18 protein-coding genes and 1 tRNA gene are annotated in these 21,634 nt (G+C 37.3%); 4 read left to right on the forward strand and 15 right to left on the reverse strand.

Annotation, left to right across the window (positions count from 1 at the left end):
- Window positions 1-48: 48 nt before the first annotated feature.
- The gene (locus J8L70_RS01365; RefSeq protein WP_211053992.1) at window positions 49-606 is read right to left on the reverse strand and encodes a GNAT family N-acetyltransferase; all 558 of its coding nucleotides are present in this window, start codon (window positions 604-606) and stop codon (window positions 49-51) included.
- A 41-nt stretch (window positions 607-647) separates the two neighbouring features.
- Between J8L70_RS01365 and J8L70_RS01370 the strand changes: the two genes are divergently transcribed.
- The 3 genes from J8L70_RS01370 (at window position 648) to J8L70_RS01380 (ending at window position 3,457) form a co-directional block, all read left to right on the forward strand.
- Window positions 648-1,013 carry a hypothetical protein gene (locus tag J8L70_RS01370; RefSeq protein WP_211053675.1) on the forward strand — a complete coding sequence of 122 codons (366 nt, stop codon included), beginning with the start codon at window positions 648-650 and terminating at the stop codon, window positions 1,011-1,013.
- Window positions 1,014-1,112: 99 nt separating this feature from the next.
- Window positions 1,113-1,376 (forward strand): GrxA family glutaredoxin, encoded by a 264-nt coding sequence (locus tag J8L70_RS01375; RefSeq protein ID WP_211053676.1) that lies wholly within the window; start codon window positions 1,113-1,115, stop codon window positions 1,374-1,376.
- Window positions 1,377-1,630: 254 nt separating this feature from the next.
- Window positions 1,631-3,457 carry a DEAD/DEAH box helicase gene (locus tag J8L70_RS01380; protein WP_211053677.1) on the forward strand — a complete coding sequence of 609 codons (1,827 nt, stop codon included), beginning with the start codon at window positions 1,631-1,633 and terminating at the stop codon, window positions 3,455-3,457.
- A 699-nt stretch (window positions 3,458-4,156) separates the two neighbouring features.
- Here J8L70_RS01380 and J8L70_RS01385 read toward each other — a convergent pair.
- From J8L70_RS01385 to J8L70_RS01415, 7 genes are all read right to left on the reverse strand, one after another.
- Window positions 4,157-4,435, reverse strand: coding sequence for a YfcL family protein (locus tag J8L70_RS01385; RefSeq protein ID WP_211053678.1), 279 nt, complete (start codon window positions 4,433-4,435; stop codon window positions 4,157-4,159).
- Window positions 4,436-5,587, reverse strand: a complete 1,152-nt coding sequence (locus tag J8L70_RS01390; protein WP_211053679.1) for an ATP-NAD kinase family protein — start codon at window positions 5,585-5,587, stop codon at window positions 4,436-4,438. It lies immediately after the preceding gene.
- Complete coding sequence (locus J8L70_RS01395) at window positions 5,577-6,131, reverse strand: elongation factor P hydroxylase (protein ID WP_211053680.1); 555 nt, start codon at window positions 6,129-6,131, stop codon at window positions 5,577-5,579. The genes J8L70_RS01390 and J8L70_RS01395 overlap by 11 nt, the downstream gene beginning before the upstream one ends.
- A 146-nt stretch (window positions 6,132-6,277) precedes the next feature.
- Complete coding sequence (locus J8L70_RS01400; protein ID WP_211053681.1) at window positions 6,278-6,925, reverse strand: glutathione S-transferase family protein; 648 nt, start codon at window positions 6,923-6,925, stop codon at window positions 6,278-6,280.
- 691 nt (window positions 6,926-7,616) lie between these two features.
- A complete protein-coding gene (locus J8L70_RS01405) occupies window positions 7,617-7,994 on the reverse strand; it encodes a DUF4112 domain-containing protein (RefSeq protein WP_211053682.1) in 378 nt (125 codons plus the stop codon).
- 200 nt (window positions 7,995-8,194) lie between these two features.
- Entirely contained in the window at window positions 8,195-10,165 is a 1,971-nt protein-coding gene (locus J8L70_RS01410; RefSeq protein WP_211053683.1) for a TonB-dependent receptor, read from the reverse strand.
- Window positions 10,166-10,237: 72 nt separating this feature from the next.
- A complete protein-coding gene (locus J8L70_RS01415; protein ID WP_211053684.1) occupies window positions 10,238-10,648 on the reverse strand; it encodes a hypothetical protein in 411 nt (136 codons plus the stop codon).
- A 776-nt stretch (window positions 10,649-11,424) separates the two neighbouring features.
- On the opposite strand from J8L70_RS01415, the gene J8L70_RS01420 reads away from it, so the two are divergent.
- Entirely contained in the window at window positions 11,425-14,367 is a 2,943-nt protein-coding gene (locus J8L70_RS01420) for an ATP-binding protein (protein WP_211053685.1), read from the forward strand.
- A 403-nt stretch (window positions 14,368-14,770) separates the two neighbouring features.
- Here J8L70_RS01420 and J8L70_RS01425 read toward each other — a convergent pair.
- From J8L70_RS01425 to J8L70_RS01455, 7 genes are all read right to left on the reverse strand, one after another.
- Window positions 14,771-14,845: transfer RNA gene (locus J8L70_RS01425), tRNA-Arg, on the reverse strand.
- 151 nt (window positions 14,846-14,996) lie between these two features.
- Window positions 14,997-15,683 (reverse strand): FlgO family outer membrane protein, encoded by a 687-nt coding sequence (locus tag J8L70_RS01430; protein ID WP_247664648.1) that lies wholly within the window; start codon window positions 15,681-15,683, stop codon window positions 14,997-14,999.
- 14 nt (window positions 15,684-15,697) lie between these two features.
- Window positions 15,698-16,381 (reverse strand): FlgO family outer membrane protein, encoded by a 684-nt coding sequence (locus J8L70_RS01435; RefSeq protein ID WP_211053686.1) that lies wholly within the window; start codon window positions 16,379-16,381, stop codon window positions 15,698-15,700.
- Window positions 16,382-16,394: 13 nt separating this feature from the next.
- Entirely contained in the window at window positions 16,395-16,988 is a 594-nt protein-coding gene (locus J8L70_RS01440; RefSeq protein ID WP_211053687.1) for a FlgO family outer membrane protein, read from the reverse strand.
- Between the two features lie 57 nt (window positions 16,989-17,045).
- Complete coding sequence (locus tag J8L70_RS01445; protein ID WP_211053688.1) at window positions 17,046-17,738, reverse strand: SPOR domain-containing protein; 693 nt, start codon at window positions 17,736-17,738, stop codon at window positions 17,046-17,048.
- Between the two features lie 26 nt (window positions 17,739-17,764).
- On the reverse strand, window positions 17,765-20,761 hold the full coding sequence (locus tag J8L70_RS01450) for an SdrD B-like domain-containing protein (protein WP_211053689.1): 2,997 nt from the start codon (window positions 20,759-20,761) through the stop codon (window positions 17,765-17,767).
- A 16-nt stretch (window positions 20,762-20,777) separates the two neighbouring features.
- Entirely contained in the window at window positions 20,778-21,620 is an 843-nt protein-coding gene (locus J8L70_RS01455) for a fimbria/pilus periplasmic chaperone (protein WP_211053690.1), read from the reverse strand.
- Between the last annotated feature and the right edge of the window lie 14 nt (window positions 21,621-21,634).

Raw genomic sequence — 21,634 nt, forward strand, 5'->3', positions numbered from 1 at the left:
TATTTTTATTACTTCGTTTTATTGTACAAGCCTGTTTTTAGTGCAATTTTATAAATTATTAGTTGTTATTTTTTTACGGTAGAGCACAGCTGCTAAATCGCCGTACTCATCGCTGTGGGTATAATGTTTAATAAACACCATACCTATTTTTTTCATAATATTAATCGATGCGGTATTTTCTAATAACGCTGTTGCGCTTAGTGTTTTAATGTTGGCGTGTCCTTTAATCTCATCACAAATCGCTATTGCGGCCTCGGTTGCATACCCCTTCCCCCAACTACTTTGCTTAAAACGCCAGCCAATTTCAATATCGTTATAGTTTGGATTATCAGTAAAAAAGTCCATTGGCCTAACAAGTACCCAACCAATAAACGTGTTACTGCTTGTTATATTGACTTGCCAAAGCCCCCATCCTTTTTCGTCGTTAGTAAAGGCTTGCAAGCGCGGCAACGCGTTTTCTTTAATATCACGTTGTGTAGAAGCTTTACCACGCGTTAAATATTTCATAACCGCAGGGTCTTGATCGAGTTCCCACAACAAAGGCCAATCATTGGGTGTCATTAATTTAAAATTTAATCGAGGCGTTACGTCTACGTTCATTTTTATCCTCTATACTGACCCAGAAACTTAATTTATGGAGAATACCTATGAACAAATTAGCAGGTTTAGCATTGATAGGCACGCTTATTACTTTAACTGGCTGTGAAGATGCTAACGAAGTAAAAGAAGAAGCAAAAAATACCTCAGCACAAATGCAAGAAAAACTTGGTGATGCATGGACCGGTGTTAAAGATAAAACAAACGAACTAATGAACGATGAGTCGTTTCAAAGCTTAGTAAGCGAAAGCAAAGAGCTTGGCTTAGACATGTACGACGATGGTAAAGAAGTTGCCGTTGAAGCATGGATAAAGTCAAAAGAAGCGGCTGGTGAATTAAGCGAAAAAACAAAACAGCAAGCACGTGAGCTAGCACAGCAAATTGAAGACGCTCGAGAGCAACACCAAGATAACTAATTAATTGATTTTACAGAATGGTGAAATCGTTTTTTACCACTGTAATTATTTGAGCAATCAATTATCATAGCTTTATCAACTTATCAGGAGACTATGATTATGCTTACCGTTATTTTTGGCCGTGAAGGCTGCCCATTTTGTGTTCGTGCTAAAGATGTTGCGCAAAAACTTACCGACGAACGTGACGACTTTAAATTTCGTTACATCGATATTATCAAAGAAGGCATAAGCAAAGCCGATCTTGAAAAATCAGCAGGTAAACCTTGCCCAACAGTGCCACAAATTTTTGTAGATCAAACCCATATTGGTGGTTTTACAGAGTTTGAAGCGTACGCAAAAGAAAACTTAGGGCTTTACAAGTAAACATTAAATTTACGTCTACCCCAAAAGCGTGTTGAATAATTTATTTAACACGCTTTTTTGTTTTACCCTAATAAATGGGCAGCGTGGCAAAGTAAATTTCGATTAGGCACGCAATTTTGTAATAAAAGCACATAATTTAACTGGTTAAATTTCGACCAACATCAATAACATAGAAATTAGTTGTAATTTATACAAGCAATTGCCTCGTATTTCCTATACAATGCGCGCCTCTTTAAATTCGTTGAGGCGTATTAATGTCAGAACCAGTCACGTTTGAATCTCTAAATCTTTCTCCTGCAATTTTGAAGGCAGTTGAAGAGTTGGGTTACAAGACACCATCTGAAATCCAAGCTCAATGTATACCGTTATTGCTAGAAAGAAAGGACGTACTGGGACTAGCACAAACGGGTACAGGTAAAACAGCAGCATTTGCACTGCCATTACTAAATAATATTGACCCGTCTGTGAAACAGCCACAGATCCTTGTACTCACTCCAACACGTGAGCTTGCGATCCAAGTTGCTGAGGCATTTGAACAATATGCTAAACACACTCGTGGTGTTGAAGTATTGGCACTTTATGGTGGCCAAAGCTACAGCATCCAATTAAGTGCACTTCGTCGTGGCGCGCAAATTATCGTTGCTACACCGGGTCGCTTAATCGATCACATTAACCGTGGCACTATCAAGTTTGATGCTTTACAAGCACTTGTACTTGATGAAGCCGATGAAATGTTACGTATGGGCTTTATCGATGATGTTGAAAACATCATGGAAAAAACACCGCGCGAAAAGCAAACATGTCTTTTCTCTGCAACCATGCCTAAGCAAATTCAAAACATCAGCAGCAAATATATGAATAACCCTGAACAGGTTCATATTTCTGCGCGTAACTCAACAGTATCATCTGTAGAGCAAGTGTTTTGGAATGCCCACGTACACAAAAACAAAGCCATTGTTCGTTTCTTAGAAGCTGAACAATACGAAGGTGCTATTGTTTTCGTACGTACACGTAACGACACGGTTCAACTTGCTGAGCTATTAGAGCGCGAAGGTTTCTCTGCAGCTCCACTTAACGGTGATATGAACCAGCAAGCACGTGAACGTACTGTTGATCGCTTAAAAAGCGGCATGCTGAACGTTGTAATTGCAACAGATGTAGCTGCACGTGGTCTTGATGTAGACCGTTTAAGCTTAGTTATCAACTACGATATTCCACAAGATTCTGAAGCTTACGTTCACCGTATTGGCCGTACAGGTCGTGCTGGCCGTACTGGTAAAGCAATTTTATTTGTTAAGCATAACGAACGTTACTTACTTAAAAATATCATTCGTCATACTAAATCAGAAATTGCACAAGTTGATTTACCAACAGCTAAAGTTGTTGAAGAAAAACGTATCAATGCATTACAAGAAAAGCTAACGCTTGCACTTGAAAACAAAGATATTACATTCTTCAATGAAGTCGCTGCTAACATGGCTCAAAAGCTTGAACTTGCTCCTGAAGACTTAGCCGGTGCATTACTGTGTTTAGCACAGCAACAATCGCCTATTAAAGTTGAAGAAGTTAAAATTCAACCTCGTGAGCGTAATGCACGTAACGAACGCAGCGATCGTAATGATCGTGGCCGTCGTAACGACCGCGGTGATCGTGGTGACCGCCCAGAGCGTAAACCTCGCGAACGTAACAGTCGTGATGCTGGACCAATGGATACTTACCGTATCGAAGTGGGTCGTGAGCACGGTGTTCAAGTTAAAAACATTGTTGGCGCTATCGCTAACGAAGCTGACATCTCAAGCAAGTTTATTGGTGATATTCGTCTTCACGATAATCACAGTACGGTTCAATTACCGCAAAACATGCCTAAAGATGTGCTAGATCACTTCCAAAAAGTGTTTATTTGTAAACGCCCAATGGGAATGACATTAGCACCAGATCAAGGCCCTTCTGAGCCACGTGCTGAGCGTTCTGAACGCCCTGCTGGTGACAGAAAGCGTAGCTTTAACAAAGACAACCAACGCGGTGATAAGCGTGGCGGTCCTCGTAAAGAACGTCGCCCAGTGAGCTTCACAGCTAAATAAGCAAAAGCTTATTAGTATAAAAACCTTGTTTACTTTGTAAACAAGGTTTTTTTGTGCCTAAAACTAACTGATAAGCCACTTTATGCACTATAAAACGCTGCGCTAAAGTAGTAGTAATTTAGTGATTAAGCCACTATTTGCACAAATAGGCGCTGCGCTGAAGAGTAGTAATTTAGTGACTCGATCGTGTTTGAGCTTATTTTTTGGCTTCTCATTTACCCTCATTTGCTTCTCTTTGTGAACATTGGTTTTTGTTTTTGGTTTTTAAGTGATTAAGTAATAAGCCACTATATGCACAAAGAGGCGCTTCGCTTTAGAGACGCTGCGCTCAAGAGTAGTAATTTAGTGACTCGATCGTGTTTGGTCTTATGTTTTTCACTTCTCATTTACCCTCATTTTCTTCTCTTTGTGAGCATTGGTTTTGGTTTTTAAGTGATTAACTGGTTAAGTGCTTAAGTAATAGCCACTATTTGCACAAAGAGGCGCTTCGCTTTAGAGACGCTGCGCTTTGGAGAAGTGATCAGTTCTTTAGTGATTAGATGATGTTTTGGCTTCTCATTCTCTTTGTGAGCATTGGTTTTGTGTTGATACAATGCCACTACAATGTACACGCTGGGGATGCGGTTGAGTATTCATGATCAAGGAAGGTCGTCGCTAATAAGTAAAACATATCAGCGACGGTTTATTCTGTAATAAGGTTTATTTAACTAGGGCTTTTACTTCTTCCCATAACCTAACAACCAATGCTTTGTCTTCTTCGTTTAACTCACCATTGCGGTATGCTTTTACTAAGCTTTGCTCTACGGTTTCGTTAAGTTCCTCAATCGTAATAGTTAGCTCTTCAACTTCGGCATAACCGACCGCTAAATCAAAATGGCCACGAAGGTAGCCGCCTGCAAATAACTCATCATCGGTTGCTTTTACCACTAAGTCATCAAAGTATTGCTGTGCTGCGTCGATATAACTTACTAGGCTCATTTATATTTTCTCCTGATTTTGCGTGGTGCTTTCATTTTCATGCCCCACTGCATACATAATATGGTCGTTAAATCCGGTGGTTACTTTTATATAACCCGTTAATTCGTCATCCAATGCGCTATCGCCGGTGTCACAAATAAGTGGCCGACCATTCAGTGCTTGTAATTTTGTTTTCGTAGCAACAACCGTAATATTTTCTTTGCCAATGTTGCGGATAAGCTCAGGGCTTAATTGCTGATTACCACGGCCAAATATATGCCCTTGCCCACCAATTAAGGTGATAACTAATGTCGTTGCGTGCCCGTGAGTGTATTCAAGTAATTGCTGAGCGGTTAAATCTTTTGCTACCAGTGTTTGATCTTTAATTAAATCGACACCTAACAATGTGTTCTCCAGCCCCATTTCTTGCATGATAGCGTTAACGGTTGACCCACTGCCCATAACATATAAAGTGTCTTCATCCATCTCGCTCACAACATGGGCAGCGATGTCGGCTAAAACTAATTCGTCGGTTTCTTTACCGCCGTTTTTAACCGCTTGTACATACCGAATTTCGCTGGGTATTTGCATTTCGCCGTAGCGCTTTGCTTTAACGCGGCCTTGTCTAAAAGCGTTTTCATCTATATCCATAACATCGGCATCGCTTAAAGTAACCAGTTCACCGGTTACCAGCATTTCAACCACACGCCCTGCCGCTTTTGGCGTTATGGCATAAACACCCGAGTGTATTTTACAGCCAGCAGGCACCCCCAATACAGGGACGGTGTCTTCAATGGCATGGCAAATATTGCGAGCTGTGCCATCGCCACCTGCAAATAAAACCAAATCAACACCTGCTTGCTGTAACAACACAGCACCCTTTTCGGTGTCTTGCGGTGTGGTTTTAGCTAAAGTGCTATAAATAACCTCTACGTTAAAACCTAACGCCTTGGCTGTATGCTCACCCATATCACCACTAATCGTGTATATGGTGAGTTTGTTTTTATAAGGAAGCAGTATTTCTAAGGCTGCTTTTGTGCGGCTATTTGCTTTAGGCTCGGCCCCTAATGCCAGTGCTTGAGCGGCGGTATCTTCGCCATCACTGCCTTTAAGCGCAACGCTGCCACCTAACCCCGCAACGGGATTAATAATAAGACCTAATTTAAAGTGCATAACTTAACTCCTGCGGCGGTTGCCAATTAAACTGGCTTGCAGTTAATGGCCAAGGGATTGAATAAAACACACTCAGTGCATGTAAAAGTGATTGTGTACGGGTATTAACTCCGTGTTTTAATAACTCAACAACCTGTTTATGTACACGGGCTTGAAAAGTAAAACGACAGCTTTGTTCGCCGTTTAAGTTATCTACCGATACATTAAAATTAAACCCTGCCGCGCTACTGAGTAACCACTCAATTGCTTGTGGTTTTACTTCAACCGACTCAAATTGCTGTTGCTGCTGTTTATCGCGACCATCGGGGCAGTACCAATATCCATAATCTTCTTGTTCTCGGCGCTTTTCTCCTGCCACCAGCCAATGTGCAATTTCGTGTAAGGCGCTGGCATAAAATCCATGGGCAAACACAATTTGGTGATAAGGAGTTTGGCTATTAGCAGGTAAATAGACGGGTTCACAATCGCCTTTTATCAAGCGAGTATTATGGCTTTGATAAAACGTGTGTTCAAAAATAGCAATAAGATCATTTATGTGGTGCATGAGGCTTAAAAATTCACTCTAACAAGGCAGTTTACTGCTTTAAAATCGAGTCGAATTGTACGGGCTTTTCTATATAAAGTAAAAGTAAGTGCTTTTAGAAGGTAAACTTAAAGCACTTTGAGGAATTAACCGCTGAAATAGCAAAACTAAATATCTACCCCTGCTTCGTCGCTCTCTACTATATCGGTTTCGGTTAATGCCTGAGTGATCCATTGTTGTAAAACAGCACAATTTAAAACACGCTCACAATAAGCCGTCGCTTCTGGCGATAAACTCACTTGATAGGTTTTTAATCTAAGTACAATGGGGGCATACATTGCATCGGTAATACTAAAATCGCCAAATAGCCATTTATTTGGATAAAGAGCTTGTTGTTCAGAAAATATTTCGTCTATGCGGGCTATGTCTTTTTTAGCCTGTGGTGTTAACTCTATAAAACGAGTGGCGCGTATATTCATGGGCATTTCGTTACGAAGTGCCATAAAACCCGAATGCATTTCGGCACTCAGTGCCCTCGCCTTTGCGCGCTCTTTTACATTATTAGGTAAGGCTTTACCTGATAAATAAGCATCATTTATGTATTCGCATATGGCCAACGAATCCCACACGGCAATGTCGTCATCAATAATAGCGGGAACTTTTTGCACTTTAAAAAAACGCGATAATTCATTGTAAAAATGATCTGTATCAAGCACTAATTGCCTTTCGGTAAATTCAACCTTAAATTTACTCATTAAATACCAAGCTCGCAGCGACCAGCTTGAGTAGTTTTTATTACCAATAAATAGTTGCATTGCGTTTCCTTAACAAATTAATTTACGCTAAATATACGTGACTTTTTGGTTAAATACCCACCAATATTTTTTAAAATCACTAACAACATAATGCACAACAAGACGCTTTCTGATGAGGGCCTGCACTTTAAAATAGTGATTTAATGATTCAATTTGATTTTGGCTGCTCATTTTCTTCTCTTTGTCAGCATTGTTTTTTGGTTTTTAAGTGATTAATAAGCCATATTTTCACAAAGAGGCGCTGCGCTTTGGAGACGCTGCGCTCAAGAGTAGTAATTTAGTGATTAGTTAAGTGTTTGGTCTTGTTTTTTGGCTTCTCATTTACTCTCATTTGCTTCTCTTTGTGAGCATTGGCTTTGTTTTTGGTTTTTGTTTTTAGTAATTAAGTAATAAGCCATATATGCACAAAGAGGCGCTGCGCTTTGGAGACGCTACGCTCAAGAGTAGTAATTTAGTGATTAGAACGTGTTTGGTCTTATGTTTTTTGGCTTCTCATTTACCCTCATTTCTTCTCTTTGTGAGCATTGTTTTTTGTTTTTTGGCGTTTTGGTTTTTAAGTGATTAAGTAATAAGCCACTATTTGCACAAAGAGGCGCTTCGCTTTAGAGACGCTACGCTCAAGAGTAGTAATTTAGTGATTAGTTAAGTGTTTGCTATTATTTTTTAGCTGCTCATTTTATGCTTTTTATGGTTATACACGGTTAGTTTTGAGTGCTTTATTTGGTACTGCTGTTTTGTTTATATAGTCTTTAAGTAATTGCGTATTACGAGTATTGGCTTTAAAAAACATATCGAAAATATCGCCAACAATAGGGATTAACCCTACAACAAAATCAATTAAGATATTGCTTACTATTTTGCGCTTAACACTGCGCGACGCTCCTAGTCTATATGCCTCAAACAACACATAACTTGATAAGATCAATCCGGCTATATCGCCTACCCCAGGAATTAAACCAATGAGTGACTCAACACCAATTTTAAAACGAGTAAAAGGCACGGTAATATTACTGTCGGTAAAGCGGCTAAACCAATCTAATCGCTTTAATGTTGCTTGCGCGTTTTTCATATTGCCCTTAGTGAGACTCAATCTAGCAGGTGTAAAATTAATTTATAGCATAATCAAAATGATAAAAAGTCACAATGCCACTTATCTATATAGCAACTCATAACGTCTGTATTTATATGTGTTTTTAATAACATGCATATAAAAAGAGGCCTAATAAGGCCCCTTTACTCTGTTTATTTTAATTCGCTAATAAATGAAATCTAAAACTTAATTCGTACCCCAGCATTAACCGTAAAACCATCGTTACGCGACCAAATATCGGTTGTCCAACGGCCACTGGCGGCTTGCTCTGTCAGTACAATTGACTCATCTTTAGTTTGTCGTACATTAAGTAAGTTTTCGGCATTTACAAAGTAACTAATATTATCGAAAGTAATTTGCCCCAATAATCCTAAGTGCCAATATGCGTCGCTTGTGTCTCTGTACGGATTATTTTCTAACGCTTGTGTGCCGGTATAATAGGCCTCAAAGCCTAATAAATGACTTCCGTGTTCTTCCCACATAATAACCATACCTGCCGAATGTGCTGGTGTTAACGCAATTGGCTCACGACCTTGGCTTGATGCATCTTGCTTGCTGGCATCTAAGTATAGGTAGCTGGCGGTAAATTTAATATCGTCCCAGCGATACCTTAGCAACAACTCAGCGCCACGTATTTCACTTTGCCCGGGGGCATTTACAATACGCACCGTTTTACCATTTTCAATGGCTGAATTGTCGATGGTTTCTAACTCGGTAACATTATCAATATCAGAAGCAAATAAAGTAACGCTGGTTTCTATTTCACCATAAGCATAACTAATATCAACAGAGGCCGTGGTTGCCGTTTCTTCTTCTATATTTTCAAGCGGTTCTAAACGAGATAAACCGGCATCTTCAATATCTTCTATAAACGGTGTTGGCGCAAAAAAGCCCTGACCAAACGAACCACGCACGGTTAAATTATTCGGGCTGTATAATACAGATACCCGCGGGCTAAACTGAGTACCATACTCGTTATGCCAGTCATTACGTGCACTTAATGACATAGACAATGCTTCGCTGGCTTCATAATCAAGCTGGGTAAATAAACCCGGTGTTTGATAGGTGTAATTAAACGCAGAAAAGTTGTCTGATTCAAAACCTTCTGATTGATAAGCCACCCCAACCAGCCAAGCAAAGGCATCACTGTAACCCGACAAACTCGACTCTATTAAAGCGCTGTCGTGCTGGTCGCTGTCGGTGACAACGCCATACACATGATCGTGGCTTTGTTGCATGGCAGAGCCTCGCACGTTTAAATTAATTAACTCCGTGATAGGTTGATCAAAAATAAAACCGGTATCGAGCCGTGTTGTGTCTTGTTGTTGTTTGTATGGGTCACCGTCGGGCATCACGGCCTCATCTTTAGTGCCTCCATTGCGCGTTTCGGTCATGGCGCCAACGGTTAAATATAAATTGGCGCCGCTGTCGTTTTGCCAATACAGTCGAGGACGCACTGTGGCACGGGTATATTCTGCGACATCTAACCAGCCATCGTCATCAAGGTCTTGCTCTTTTTGGCTATGCAGGCCACCGGTGACCGACATGCTAATATCATCATTAACTGGGGCTGCAATGTACGTGGTAACGTCTTGGCCATTTTTAGAGGTCGCATTTAATAGTACCTCACCTTCAAACTCATCATGAGGCGTTCGCGAAATCAAATTAATTACCCCACCCAAAGCTGAGCCACCATAAAGAGACGAAGCCGCCCCTTTAATTATTTCAACATTGGCAAGGTCGGTTGGCGGTATTTGCAACAAACCAATTGATGCAGTTTGTCCGCCATAAAGCGGTAAGCCATCACTAAGTAATTGAGTGTATCGGCCATATAACCCTTGTAGCCGTATATTGGCACTGCCTAACGCAGGAGAGGTATTTTGTACTCGCACGCCCCCAGTTTCGGCCACCAGCATAGAAATATTACCCGGGCGCATTAGTGCTTTTTCTTGCACTTCTTCGCCATTAATTAATTCGATTCGAGTGGCGGGTTCGTTCACTATTCGGCCCAAGCGAGAAGCCGTTACTTGAATTTTCTCTATTTTTTTTTCTTGGTGGTGATCTTCATGGCCATGTTCATCTTCAGACGCATAAGTCATAGCAGGTACAAGTACTGTTGCAAGCAGTACTTTAGAGTAGTAATTTCGCATTTTTACCTCAAATAAGGCTGTGAGTTGCACTGTGGTACAACAAAAAAAGATATGATTTTTTACAATAAAAAATTAAGAAACAGCGTATTCAAAAGGTAAAATTGGGGGGCGAAATAAAGAGGCTACTCTAGTGCGGGGGAAACTTACTCGATGTTCCAGCGTGCTTTCGGCTTGAATTAAAATAGTGCTATTTAAAAGCGCTGGGTGCAAATATAAGGTTAATAAACAGCTATTTGCCGCGCAAATACACTCATTTTCACAACAAGGCACATCACAGCAATCATCACTATTGGAGTTTTCATTACTATTAAGGGTTTCATCGTTACTAAGGGTTTCATTAACAGTATCAGAATGTGCTCTACCCGATTGCAAATCAAAGGCAATATCAGCACTTAGCAATAACCCTTGAGCCGCCATAGATTGGCTCACTGTCGTAAACAGTAAACTCAACAAAATCAATAGTGTGAATATTGGCTGGCGCATAAACGACTCAAATCAAAACAGGCGCTAATAATAAGAGAATTAAAAACTAATTAAAAGTATTTTAACTCCACACCACACATTCATTTTACATCGATTATACAAAACGGCGCTTCACTTCACAGTAAAATGAAAAACAGCGATTAAAATATTAGCCTTGTAAAATGGGTGTCGGTGTTGATTTAAACACTTTAAAACTATTACGATGGTAAACTTATACTTAAAGTAAAAGGCTTATGGTTCACTGGTAAAGCCATAATCACTAAGCATTACTTATAGAAGGTAGAAAAGGCATAACCTAAAGCTGAAACGAGTTAGCTAAATCTCTAAACTAAGCTTTAACTCATATCGAACACCAACACAAAACCAAAAATTACCTTTAGCTTACCATTTGCCAGAATGGCAAAATGGGTCTTACTTGGAGTTCTGTAAATAACTGTACTAACAACTAATCAACGCTGTCACTTTCATGACCAGCCTAGAAAGATAAAGTGATACCCTATAAATTAGTTGTTTTAGTAACAAAAATTAGATTTAATAGAAATAATAATCGCTGAGCAATGCAAGGATAGCTGAGAGGCAGCTCAATCCTTTGGCTTAATGGAGCTTACGCCACCAAAAGTAAACTCACATAGCATAATAGCACCAACTCTAACACAACGAGCAAGTAGCACCTCAGACAATCATGCAAAACAAACTGCGTGTAACATTAATACTAAAATACTATATTTCAAACATATCCGTTTTAAGCTTCAGGATTTTAATTTAAGGAAAGCGTAATGAAAGAAGAAATCAGCCTTTTATTGGAAAAGGAAGAGTCGCCTACATTAGAATTTAAAAGACAATGGTATTGGGATGACTCTACTCTGCCTGATGATATGGCTGATAAGTGGGGAGAATTAATTAAAGATCTAATTTCTTTAGCTAATGGTTACATAAATAAAGCAGGTGAATATCGATATCTAATTTTTGGGTTTTCAGAAACTGAGAAGAAAACGTATAACTTAGATGTGAGCAACATCAAGCAACTTAAAAATCTGACTCGATTTAAAAAAGATTTACTACAAAGGCTTGAAAAAGTTACTAAGCCTTCTTTCATTGATATAAATATAAAAATGTTAACCGTAGAGGAAGATAACTTATTAGTCTTTGAAATACCATGTCCTACTCAATTAGTTGAGCTGAAGAATGAGCTTAAAACTAAAACTCGTCACCTTGATCAAGGTGCAATATTGGTTCGAAAAGGACAAAAATCTGACGAAGTGAGAACTGCATCCCCTGATGAAATTGAAACTCTAAAGTTAGAGTTACTAAAATATAGTGAGTCGACTCTATACAAAAAAATGAATGAACAAATTGAGCCGTCCACATCTGAGAAATCAATAGAGAAAACCATTCAGTTGTTTATAGACAAGAATTCAAGTTTTTCTTTGGCTGATAAATACCCCATAAAAGAAAGGAATTGGAAAGATAATATTGTTTTTGAAATATATAGGCTTGAAGATGGGTTTTCTGGATTGAAAGAATTTGTTTATATTCATGAATCTTCAAACCAAGGAAGAACTCTAGCCGAAATTAAAAAAAGAGAATTATTAAACAACATTAAATCTTCAATTATCTTAATAGACAGGCCAAAAATAAAAGATGTTGAAAGACGAAAGACCAATATTAAAAGACTTTTTAATACTGAATACGTATTCTTTATTGATGAATTTGGATATGAGCATTTGTACAAGGACTGCATGCTTCCATATGAAAAATTCAATTTACCTGTTTATGTTGATGGTTTATATGACGCGGGCGATGTTTGTGACTTACCTGCAATCGCAAGATTAAAGGAATGGTTTGAATCAGAAAATGAACCTCTATTTGTTGTGAGTGGCCATGGTGGGATTGGGAAAACAACATTAGCTAAACAGTTCTTAGATTCTGTCAGCGATACAAATACAGAACCAGGTATTCTTTTCATTGATTCAAAAGAAATCATTAGTGAATTATCTAGAAATTTTAGTATTGAGAATAAAGTTTCTGATGTTTTTGACTTTTATAAAGCATTGATGGATGCAGATGATATAGAGGGGGCTAGGTTTGATAAGGAGTTACTTCAATTATCAATTGATAATGGTAGTTTGGTTGTTGTTCTTGACGGTATAGATGAGGTCATTGCAAAACTTGGAGACAAATTTGATGTCGAACTGTTCATTACATCAATCTTTGACGAGTATTCGTCAGGTCTTAATAAAACTAAGGTTTTAATTACTTGTCGAGACCATTTTTGGAATGAAGTGGGTAAAAAAATATTATTACCAGAAATTACATTGAAAGCATTCAATACAGAATTGGCCAATGATTTCTTTGAACAAAAATTAAAGGGTGATAAAAGAAAAGTTGTGAAAGCTATGGAGATGGCTGAGAATTTGGCTATAGAAAGTTCTGTGTCTTTAGAAACTACAAGTAGAAAAACATATATACCATTCCTTTTAGATATGATCGGATATTTAATAGACTCACAAGGGCTAAGTACAAATCATCAAGAGTCTTTTGAAAGCCAATATTTAATTCCAGATAATCATACAGATCAGCTTGTTGCCCAAGTTTGTCGTCGCGAGATTGTTAAGCTAGAAAGCTTATCCATAGATCAGCAAGTCGAATTATTTATCAGAATAGCCTCAGGCAAACAGAACGGTATTTCTCTGTACGATATTAAGGAAGAGCTTACTGCTATTGTCTCAGATTTTGACGACTCGCTAATCGAAAAAATTAAAGGCCACCCTTTAATTCAATGTGAAAATAATATGATTTATTTTCGCTATGATGTATTTGATACATATTTTAAAGGCCTACTGGTATATTACTTTTTTAAGAATAAAGATGCTGATACGATAACTGATGAGCTTGTTAGGATAGTTAGTGGTTACCTAAAGTATGACAGTAGCTTTACTGCAACAGTTGCTGAAAAATTAGAATTGGACGATGAACTTATTATATTTTGTATTGAGGTGATCGAGACAGCTAATGATATTCAAGGTGTTAACCATGAAATGTTTGTATCATCAATCGTTTCATTTCTTATGACTTTATTACAAAAGTGTAGTAACCAACAATCCAATCTAAATTCAAGAACTGAGTTACTCGAAAAACTATTTGGAGACAATGGCGCATTAATAGGCGTTTGTTTAGTAGATATATTTGGGAATACAACTTCAAAACCAACTTTTGATTTCAGAGGAAAAGTACTTAAAAACTGTACTTTTAATAACTATGAATATTTTTGGGAATGTAGTATTGATGAACATACTGTATTTCATACTTCAATATTTAAAGATATAGATCCACGCATGGGCATCAACTATAAAATATCTAATAACCTTTTTGCTAGCAGCTGTGATTTAACTTCGATTCAACATTTATTAACAGAAAAAAAAGAGGAGTTTGAAAGTACACGGGATACCGTAAAAGCTGAGTTAGAAAAAGTCTTCAAGCTATTTTATCAAAGAGGAAATTTCTATCCCAGAAAACAAGAAGAAGTCAGAAAAAAACTATCAGCAGTAAAACAATTACCAAATCTAATGGCTAAAGGGGTTATAGAAAATTATAAGGATCCCCAAAAGCCTACTATGAAACAATATAGAGTTAATAAAAATTACAAATCTGTTGTTGATTACATAGAACAGGGTAGCCCCTCTAGTGAGTTTCTATCACTAATCGAAGAACTTATTTAAATAAAATTTCAGCATATAAGTAAAACCACATAATAGGGTTGCGGGAGGCCAAGAACTTCCAGCAGCCCTATTGTGTGTATCCACGATGAGCGATTTACATTTAGTAATTAAATCTATCCAATATATCTCAATGGCTCTGAGCCTTGGGGAAACTAAATATTTATTGTCTAGAACAATTTTAATTTTTTGTTTTTGAATTTCTAAAAAACGATGAGGCCAAATTTTCACTTAATATACTATGACTAATTAACGTCCACTTCTGATATAAAGCAATCTTGAATGTAATTTGGCTATTTTAATAAAAGGACAGCGCTAATTCTTTATATTTCAATTTACGATGCTATAAATGTGCTATAAAAAATAAGTGAAAGAAAAAACAAAAAACGTAACCCTTTGATTTTATTGGTAGCCCCTGCAGGAATCGAACCTGCAACTGCCCCTTAGGAGGGGGCCGTTATATCCATTTAACTAAGAGGCCATGGATGTGTGATACATCACCGATAATAAACTATCGGTTAACTGAAAAACAATACTCGCCGTAAATAAATAGCTAAAAAGCAAATAAAATAATTAATTAAATCAAGGCTCAATGTAATCGCTTTGAGGCCTTTGCTTGGCCTACTAGCATATTAATTTATGCTGGTAGGCTGTGGGTTAATATTGGCGTTTGATAGTACAAAATTAGGGAGTATTTTTTGGCTGCTGGCTAAAACACGTTTGCTGGTGATATCGATAATACGGGCGTTAACCTCGACTCCATTTGGGCGGTTTATTAAGGTTCCCGAAAGCACTTGCTCGGCAATTTTTCGGCTTGCTAATTTATTAATTTCGCGCGAAAAAGCAAAGTCGCCTTGGCTATTTACAGTGATATTTTCGGCTGTTTTAAAATCAACAATTCCATAGCCAAACTTTTGTAATTGATGAATAAAGGTTTCTGCAATTTGGTTGCCTAATTGCGTACTGTTATTAAGCGTTTTATCAAATTTTACAAAGGTGGTTACGGCAATGGTTCTATCGTCTTCGCTTTGCATGGTGTCGGTTAAATCTAACGCCATTTGCTCAACATAATTAACTAATGTTTTATGATGCTTTACGGGTACGAATTGCGTTGTATCAACGTAGGGCGAAGCTTGTTGCTCATTATTTTGTAGCATGGCTTGCTGCATGGTATTTATATTAACCGTTTGCTGAACATGCGTTTTATCTGTTTGTTCATCAACATTAGTGAGCATACTGCAACCACTGGCACTTAATATTACTAAGCTTATTGGTAATAACCGCTTTAAACGCATTTTTAAATGTACTGGGCTCGTCATGGTTTATTTCCTACTTATTTACTTGCCTGTTTTAACAGTACACCGTCTGTGCGGTAGCTGTTATCAAGTGCATCTACAACTGATTGAGGAATGAAGCCCTGGGCCGACCCAACAACGGCTTTACTATTTAAACCCACTATACGCGCATTAACGAGTACCCCACCTTGGTGATTTACTAAAGTGCCGGCTAATACATAATTAAATTTTTGTACCTCGCTTAGCTCTAAATAATCGCGGCTAAATACAAAGTCGCCAGTAGGAGTAACTCGCATGTAATCGGTGGTTTTAAAGTCAACAACGGGTACACCAAATGTGTGCAGTTCGTGCATAAAGCTTTCTGATATTTGATTCCCAAGTAAGGTGGCTTCGTTATAGTCGTCATCTAAAAATATAAAGCTCGATACTGCTAAGGGGGTTTTGCTATTTACGTATTGTAAGTTTTCAACCATGTCTTGCATGATGCCACGTACGTAGTGATTTATATTTTTTCGGTTTGGAATGTTTATTTTTTTGGTGTCGTTTGTAACAGCCACACCATTTTGAAAAAGTGAGTTACCCTGCCCCGGCGCACTCACTGTACGTTGCTCGTTAGTTAGTTGGGGCTCGTTGTCAGCATCGCTGCTTAAGGCGTTGTTATCTGCCATTTGCGAACAACCAAAGCCTAATGGCAAACACAAAGTTAATAGTAAACGTTTCATAGGGTGCTCCTAATTAGTATTCGCTACGGTATATATAACCGTCGCGCTGCTGTATTTTTTCACTACTCCACATTACATTAATGGGGATTTCGGTCGTTGCAGCCGATACAATGTGTAAATCTTGAACATTGATCATTCGTGCATTAACTATATATGCATGTTGTTGACGTGTAAGCGTGCCTGTAATTACATAGTCAATATTCTGGCGTTGACGTAATTGGCTTATATCTCTGCTTAAAATACTGTCGTAATTGGACGATAAGTTAACGGTATGCTCAAGCCGATATTCAATGGTGTTATAACCAAGCTGAGTAAATTGAGTAAGAATGCTTTCTTGCACTTGTTGACTCAACCCAGCCATTTGCCCATCTGCTAAGCCATTATTTATAGCATCTGCCATTAAAAAGCTAGTAACGGCAATACGAGAAGAGTTTTTAAATGAACCCTGTACTTTACTTAACTGAGCACTGATATCACCTACATATTGATGCAGTGTATAAGGCGCTAATTTAGGCGCTGGGGCTTGGGTACTAACAACCGTCATTTCTTCTTCGGTTGTGGTACAAGCTGTTAAACTAACTATAAATAAACACAATAACAGGCGCATAATTGCCATCCTCCAATATATTAATAGCAATAAAGCAATATTTATGCCTGTTTTACATTACTGTGTTAATAATGGTTGTTTTACATAGGTACTCACTAAACAATTTATTTTAGCGGCTTTTAATTGTTTACATGCAGCTTGTGCGTTTTCTTTAGACTGGTAGGCGCCTAATTTTAAGCGGTAATAAGTAATATTATTTACTTTGGCGGTTTCTACGTTTGTTTCAAATGATTGGTCAAATAACGCTGGGGCCGTGTTTTTCATAGTCTGTAAACTATTACTAAGCTGGCCTTTTTGCGTAACTGATAACACCTGTAATGCGTAGCGTGCAGATTCAACATGACTCGATGTTGATTTTTCTTGTGCAGCAGCCATCACCGGTACATTTTTAATCGTTTTATTATCAAGTGCTTTAGTGCCTGTATCTATAGTATGTGCACTTATTGGTTTTTCTATTGCAGCTGATGAAGACGCTGATGGGGTTTGTTTATTTTCCTGTTCTAAAGCACTTAATTGAGTAATAAGTAACTTTAAATCTTGCTCTATGATTAATAGTCGTGCAATGCCCTCTTTCGATTCATTCCATTGCTGCGCTGCACTTTTTAATTCGGCCAACTCTTGCGCTGTAACAGTTACAGTATCTGATTTATCAAGGTTTTTAGCCGAAACATCGCTACCTGTGTCTGTTGTATTACAACCTTGCAGTAAACTAACACCAAGGCCAAGCAAAATTAATGGCTTTTTAAACATTTTTTATTCCTATTTTTTGCATTAAGTTAATGGCTAATGCTTTGTTTTTGTACATTACATGGCAATTTCTTTGCTTTGACTGCAGAGCAAGCGTCTTCGAGCTGCAGTGATTGAGTTTTATCATAAGCAAGCGCCAATACAAATTGTTTTGTTGTTTTATCTTGTACGTAAAATGGCGTTGTATTTAAATCACTTAAGTGTTTTTGTACTAACCAATAATATGCTTTTAAAATATTTAATGACGAAAACGTACCTAGGTTTACGATATAACCTTCAACTTGCTTTTTTTGCTGCAATACAAAGTCAACTTCGGCCACTACATCACCCTTAGCTGATAAATTAACATTTATTTTCTGAGTTTCTTTTAATGCTTTTCGAGTTTTAAACTCTTCATTTACTACCGCGGTATATTCACCTGGCCGTAAATCAGTAAATAAATAATAACCATCGTAAGCAGCTTTTGTTGTTGCTACTTCATTTCCTTTTTTATCAAGTAAGTTTACCGTTGCAAATCCTGCGACCGTTTTACTATCTGGCATTTCTTGATACACAGTCCCTTCAATTTCACCTGAATTGTTAAGCGGGATCTCCATATATTCAACAAAGCCTGCACGAGGCGTAAATGAAAAGCCATCGTTAGCTGCAACATAGAATGGGTCGGGAAAACTTCTAGGGTCTACAACTATATCAGTTGTTAAATTAGCAGTCATACTTGATAACAAAGCCATGCCATTTTTGTCAGTGGCTCCTCGACGATAGTTTTGTAGAGCTTTAATTTTAACCCCTTCTACATGGCTCTCGCCTTCGTCGAAAACGCCATTGTTATTTTCATCAAGAAAAACATGAACCAATAATGAGCCATAACTAACTAAACTACGTCGATTTATAAAGTAGTCGTTATTAGCTGTATCTACACCAAAACTAAAACGACTAAATAAACCTATTTTCCACTCATCTTCAGAATTATAATCAATGGAGCTATTTAAACTAAAATACTCGTTATACCAGTTCACCCCTAATTCGGCCGTTTTTATGCCCGAAGTTAGCTGGTTTTTTAATGTTAACTCAGTGTCAAAAGATGTCCACAACATACGATTTAACTGAATTTCATAATTTAAAATCTCTGCCTCTGGCTTTATCGCATAGTTTAAATTAAACCGAGTACCGACAGAGCCAAAACGCTTTTGTACTATTGTACTTCCTAAGACAGTATTTTGCGTATCATCTTTATAGTTAACCCACTGAAGATTATTATTTACACTAACCCCTGATAATGAATAATTAAGAATATTACCAAATCGATTTATACTGTTTCGCTCATTTTTTGAATAGTTAAATGAATTTTGATAATTTAAATTACCAAAGCGATTACTCATCAAAGATCCAGACATATTAAATAATAAGGTACGTGTGTCGTTAAATTTTTCTGACCCAGTTGTAGTAGAAGCTAAAGACGAAGATTTAGTCGCATTTAAACTTAAAGATTGTTCATAAAACTCAGTACGTGCTGTTAAAGCAATATCCTTTTCGCTCTTATTATTTTGGTTATAGTTAACATTAAATAGGAATTTATTTAATAGGCTTAAATTAGAGCCCAATGTATATGATTTAACCTCATCATCTGCATTTGTTGTATTAAATAATGATGAGCCTCCACTATATAAAGATATATAATCAGATAAGCCTGTTTCATAGCGTCCAGAAAGCAACCAACCACTTTCATTGCTATTATTTTTTTCTAGTAACTTTTGACCTTGTTGCGAGAGCGAAAGCTCATAATAACTTTCATCATCCTCTAAACTATTACCATCAATAACAAACTCTTCTAATTTACGCTCAACTTGACCTTGCGGACCATAAAAAATAAGCTCAAAACTATTACTACCATATATAAGCGGGACATCTTCAAAGTAATATCGACCATCAGGCAAACTTAACTGCTGATCTATTAATACATTATTTCGATAAAGTTCTACATCCCACCCGGCAGCGACCGCACCACTAAGCGTAACTAAGTTACCATTCACTTCTTTATACAAAGGTTTATTATTTATTTTAATACCCGTTGAATAGCTATTAAAAGAATCGCCTGCGTTTCTAACAGCTAATATATCACCAAACTCTATATTAGAGACTCCCAGTACCCCGAGCATATCGGCGTTATTACTTTGACGAGAAAAACTTAAACGTGATTCACTTAATAAATTGTTTTTTTGTCCTGATAAAAAATACTCTGCATTTACATATGCTAAATCTTGAGAGCCTAAAAGTGAGTAAGATAGATTATTGTTTGACTCATCCGCTGTATAGCTCAGTAATAAGTCAGCAACAGGAGCAGAAAAAGCTTTATAGGGGCTTGCCTTCCACGGTAACGTGGGCTTAGCATTGTCTGGCGAAGAATAAAAAGTGCGCGTTCTTCGCTGTATTTTTTTCTCTATAGGTAAGGGCGATATAGGGTTTAAATTAAGCTTTAATGCACCATAGTCAACAGTAATACCTAATTTAAACCAATTATTTAATTGTTCAATCGATATAAAAATATCACCGTTATCAATGTAATAATCATCTTTAGCTAGTAAAAAGCTCTTTTCATTTACAGTCGCAATTTCATCTGTAATATTTAATTTAAACTTATTGTTTTCATAAATAAACCAACCGTTTGCCTGCTGTTGCTGTGGTTCTACTTTAATTGCAAAATCTAGCTGCTCAACTAGGCTATTTAATTCTATCCAAGCTCCATTAGGGCTTTTAATGGCAAATAATTCGCCTAAATAAATCCCATTAACATTAGCCGACAAAACCAAAAACTCACCAGTAGGAATTCCAACCAAAGGAATATTTTTACTAGCTTGTGTATTGTTCAAAGAAAGAGAGCTTGTTAAATTAGATTTTACAGCGCTTTCTTTTTCATCCCATTTTTGTTTAATATTAAATAATGTTTTATATACATTATTTTTTGATTCTGCCGAATTTGAAAAAGCAGAAAATGCGATTAATATAATAAATGTTATATAAAGCCACATATGAGCGTTAATACGACTAATTACCTAGGCTGGATACTGAACCATTTGCATTAATTAAAAACTGTTTTTCTGCAAAAATATGGTTTTTATAATTATCGGCACCTTTATAAATTACTCGTAATTTACCTGGTAAGTTTAGCAACCCTTTTTCTAATAATGATACATTCGCTATTTTTTTATCTATTTCAGGGAAAATACTAAAACCATTTAAAATAGCGACTTTCGTTTCTGTGCTTGTATTATTAGCGGTATAAAACGCCTCAATACTACCAAATGAACTATATTGACCCGTTTGCGACATTGTTAATCTAATTGATGAAACATCGTTAGTTTCTGCCTTTACTAACTTTATATCTTCAATGCCTACTTTAGGTCTTTCAAGCTTACCTTGGCGTAAAATAATAGGGATTGAGTAACTTAAAATAAAATTAACATTTACACCCGCATTTAATTCTTTCGACGAGCTTGTATCGTTTGGTAGAGCCCTAAAAAGTAAATGAGAGCGATATTCTTGCGCAACTAAACCTTTTGGTTTTCTAAGTGCCAGCTTAACTATTTGACGCTCTCCTGGCGCTAGGCTCACTTGTGAAGGGCTCACACGTATCATACTACTCAATGCTTTGGGGTTGGTCATCGTATCGTCTAGCGTATAAAACCCACCTTCAGGTTTAGCTATTTTTTCTTGCCATTGTAAACGATACGTTTGATGTTGCTTACTATCATTAATTAAAATTATTTTTTCTACACGCTGACGTTCGTCAAACGCAACTCGAGTGGGTGAAATAAGTAAATTAGCATAACTAAAAGCACTAAATATAATCTGAAAAAATAGGAAAAAGGTAAAAAAATATCGCTTCATTTAGTAAAGTCCTT

Source organism: Pseudoalteromonas sp. MMG010 (assembly GCF_018100905.1).
Classification (GTDB): domain Bacteria; phylum Pseudomonadota; class Gammaproteobacteria; order Enterobacterales; family Alteromonadaceae; genus Pseudoalteromonas.

Excerpts from the sequence above, each read along its gene's own strand:
- J8L70_RS01370 (WP_211053675.1), top strand. The coding sequence starts at position 648 with ATGAACAAATTAGCAGGTTTAGCATTGATAGGCACGCTTATTACTTTA.
- J8L70_RS01375 (WP_211053676.1), top strand. The coding sequence starts at position 1,113 with ATGCTTACCGTTATTTTTGGCCGTGAAGGCTGCCCATTTTGTGTTCGT.
- J8L70_RS01380 (WP_211053677.1), top strand. The coding sequence starts at position 1,631 with ATGTCAGAACCAGTCACGTTTGAATCTCTAAATCTTTCTCCTGCAATT.
- J8L70_RS01385 (WP_211053678.1), bottom strand. The coding sequence starts at position 4,435 with ATGAGCCTAGTAAGTTATATCGACGCAGCACAGCAATACTTTGATGAC.
- J8L70_RS01390 (WP_211053679.1), bottom strand. The coding sequence starts at position 5,587 with ATGCACTTTAAATTAGGTCTTATTATTAATCCCGTTGCGGGGTTAGGT.
- J8L70_RS01395 (WP_211053680.1), bottom strand. The coding sequence starts at position 6,131 with ATGCACCACATAAATGATCTTATTGCTATTTTTGAACACACGTTTTAT.
- J8L70_RS01400 (WP_211053681.1), bottom strand. The coding sequence starts at position 6,925 with ATGCAACTATTTATTGGTAATAAAAACTACTCAAGCTGGTCGCTGCGA.
- J8L70_RS01405 (WP_211053682.1), bottom strand. The coding sequence starts at position 7,994 with ATGAAAAACGCGCAAGCAACATTAAAGCGATTAGATTGGTTTAGCCGC.
- J8L70_RS01410 (WP_211053683.1), bottom strand. The coding sequence starts at position 10,165 with ATGCGAAATTACTACTCTAAAGTACTGCTTGCAACAGTACTTGTACCT.
- J8L70_RS01415 (WP_211053684.1), bottom strand. The coding sequence starts at position 10,648 with ATGCGCCAGCCAATATTCACACTATTGATTTTGTTGAGTTTACTGTTT.
- J8L70_RS01420 (WP_211053685.1), top strand. The coding sequence starts at position 11,425 with ATGAAAGAAGAAATCAGCCTTTTATTGGAAAAGGAAGAGTCGCCTACA.
- J8L70_RS01430 (WP_247664648.1), bottom strand. The coding sequence starts at position 15,683 with ATGACGAGCCCAGTACATTTAAAAATGCGTTTAAAGCGGTTATTACCA.
- J8L70_RS01435 (WP_211053686.1), bottom strand. The coding sequence starts at position 16,381 with ATGAAACGTTTACTATTAACTTTGTGTTTGCCATTAGGCTTTGGTTGT.
- J8L70_RS01440 (WP_211053687.1), bottom strand. The coding sequence starts at position 16,988 with ATGCGCCTGTTATTGTGTTTATTTATAGTTAGTTTAACAGCTTGTACC.
- J8L70_RS01445 (WP_211053688.1), bottom strand. The coding sequence starts at position 17,738 with ATGTTTAAAAAGCCATTAATTTTGCTTGGCCTTGGTGTTAGTTTACTG.
- J8L70_RS01450 (WP_211053689.1), bottom strand. The coding sequence starts at position 20,761 with ATGTGGCTTTATATAACATTTATTATATTAATCGCATTTTCTGCTTTT.
- J8L70_RS01455 (WP_211053690.1), bottom strand. The coding sequence starts at position 21,620 with ATGAAGCGATATTTTTTTACCTTTTTCCTATTTTTTCAGATTATATTT.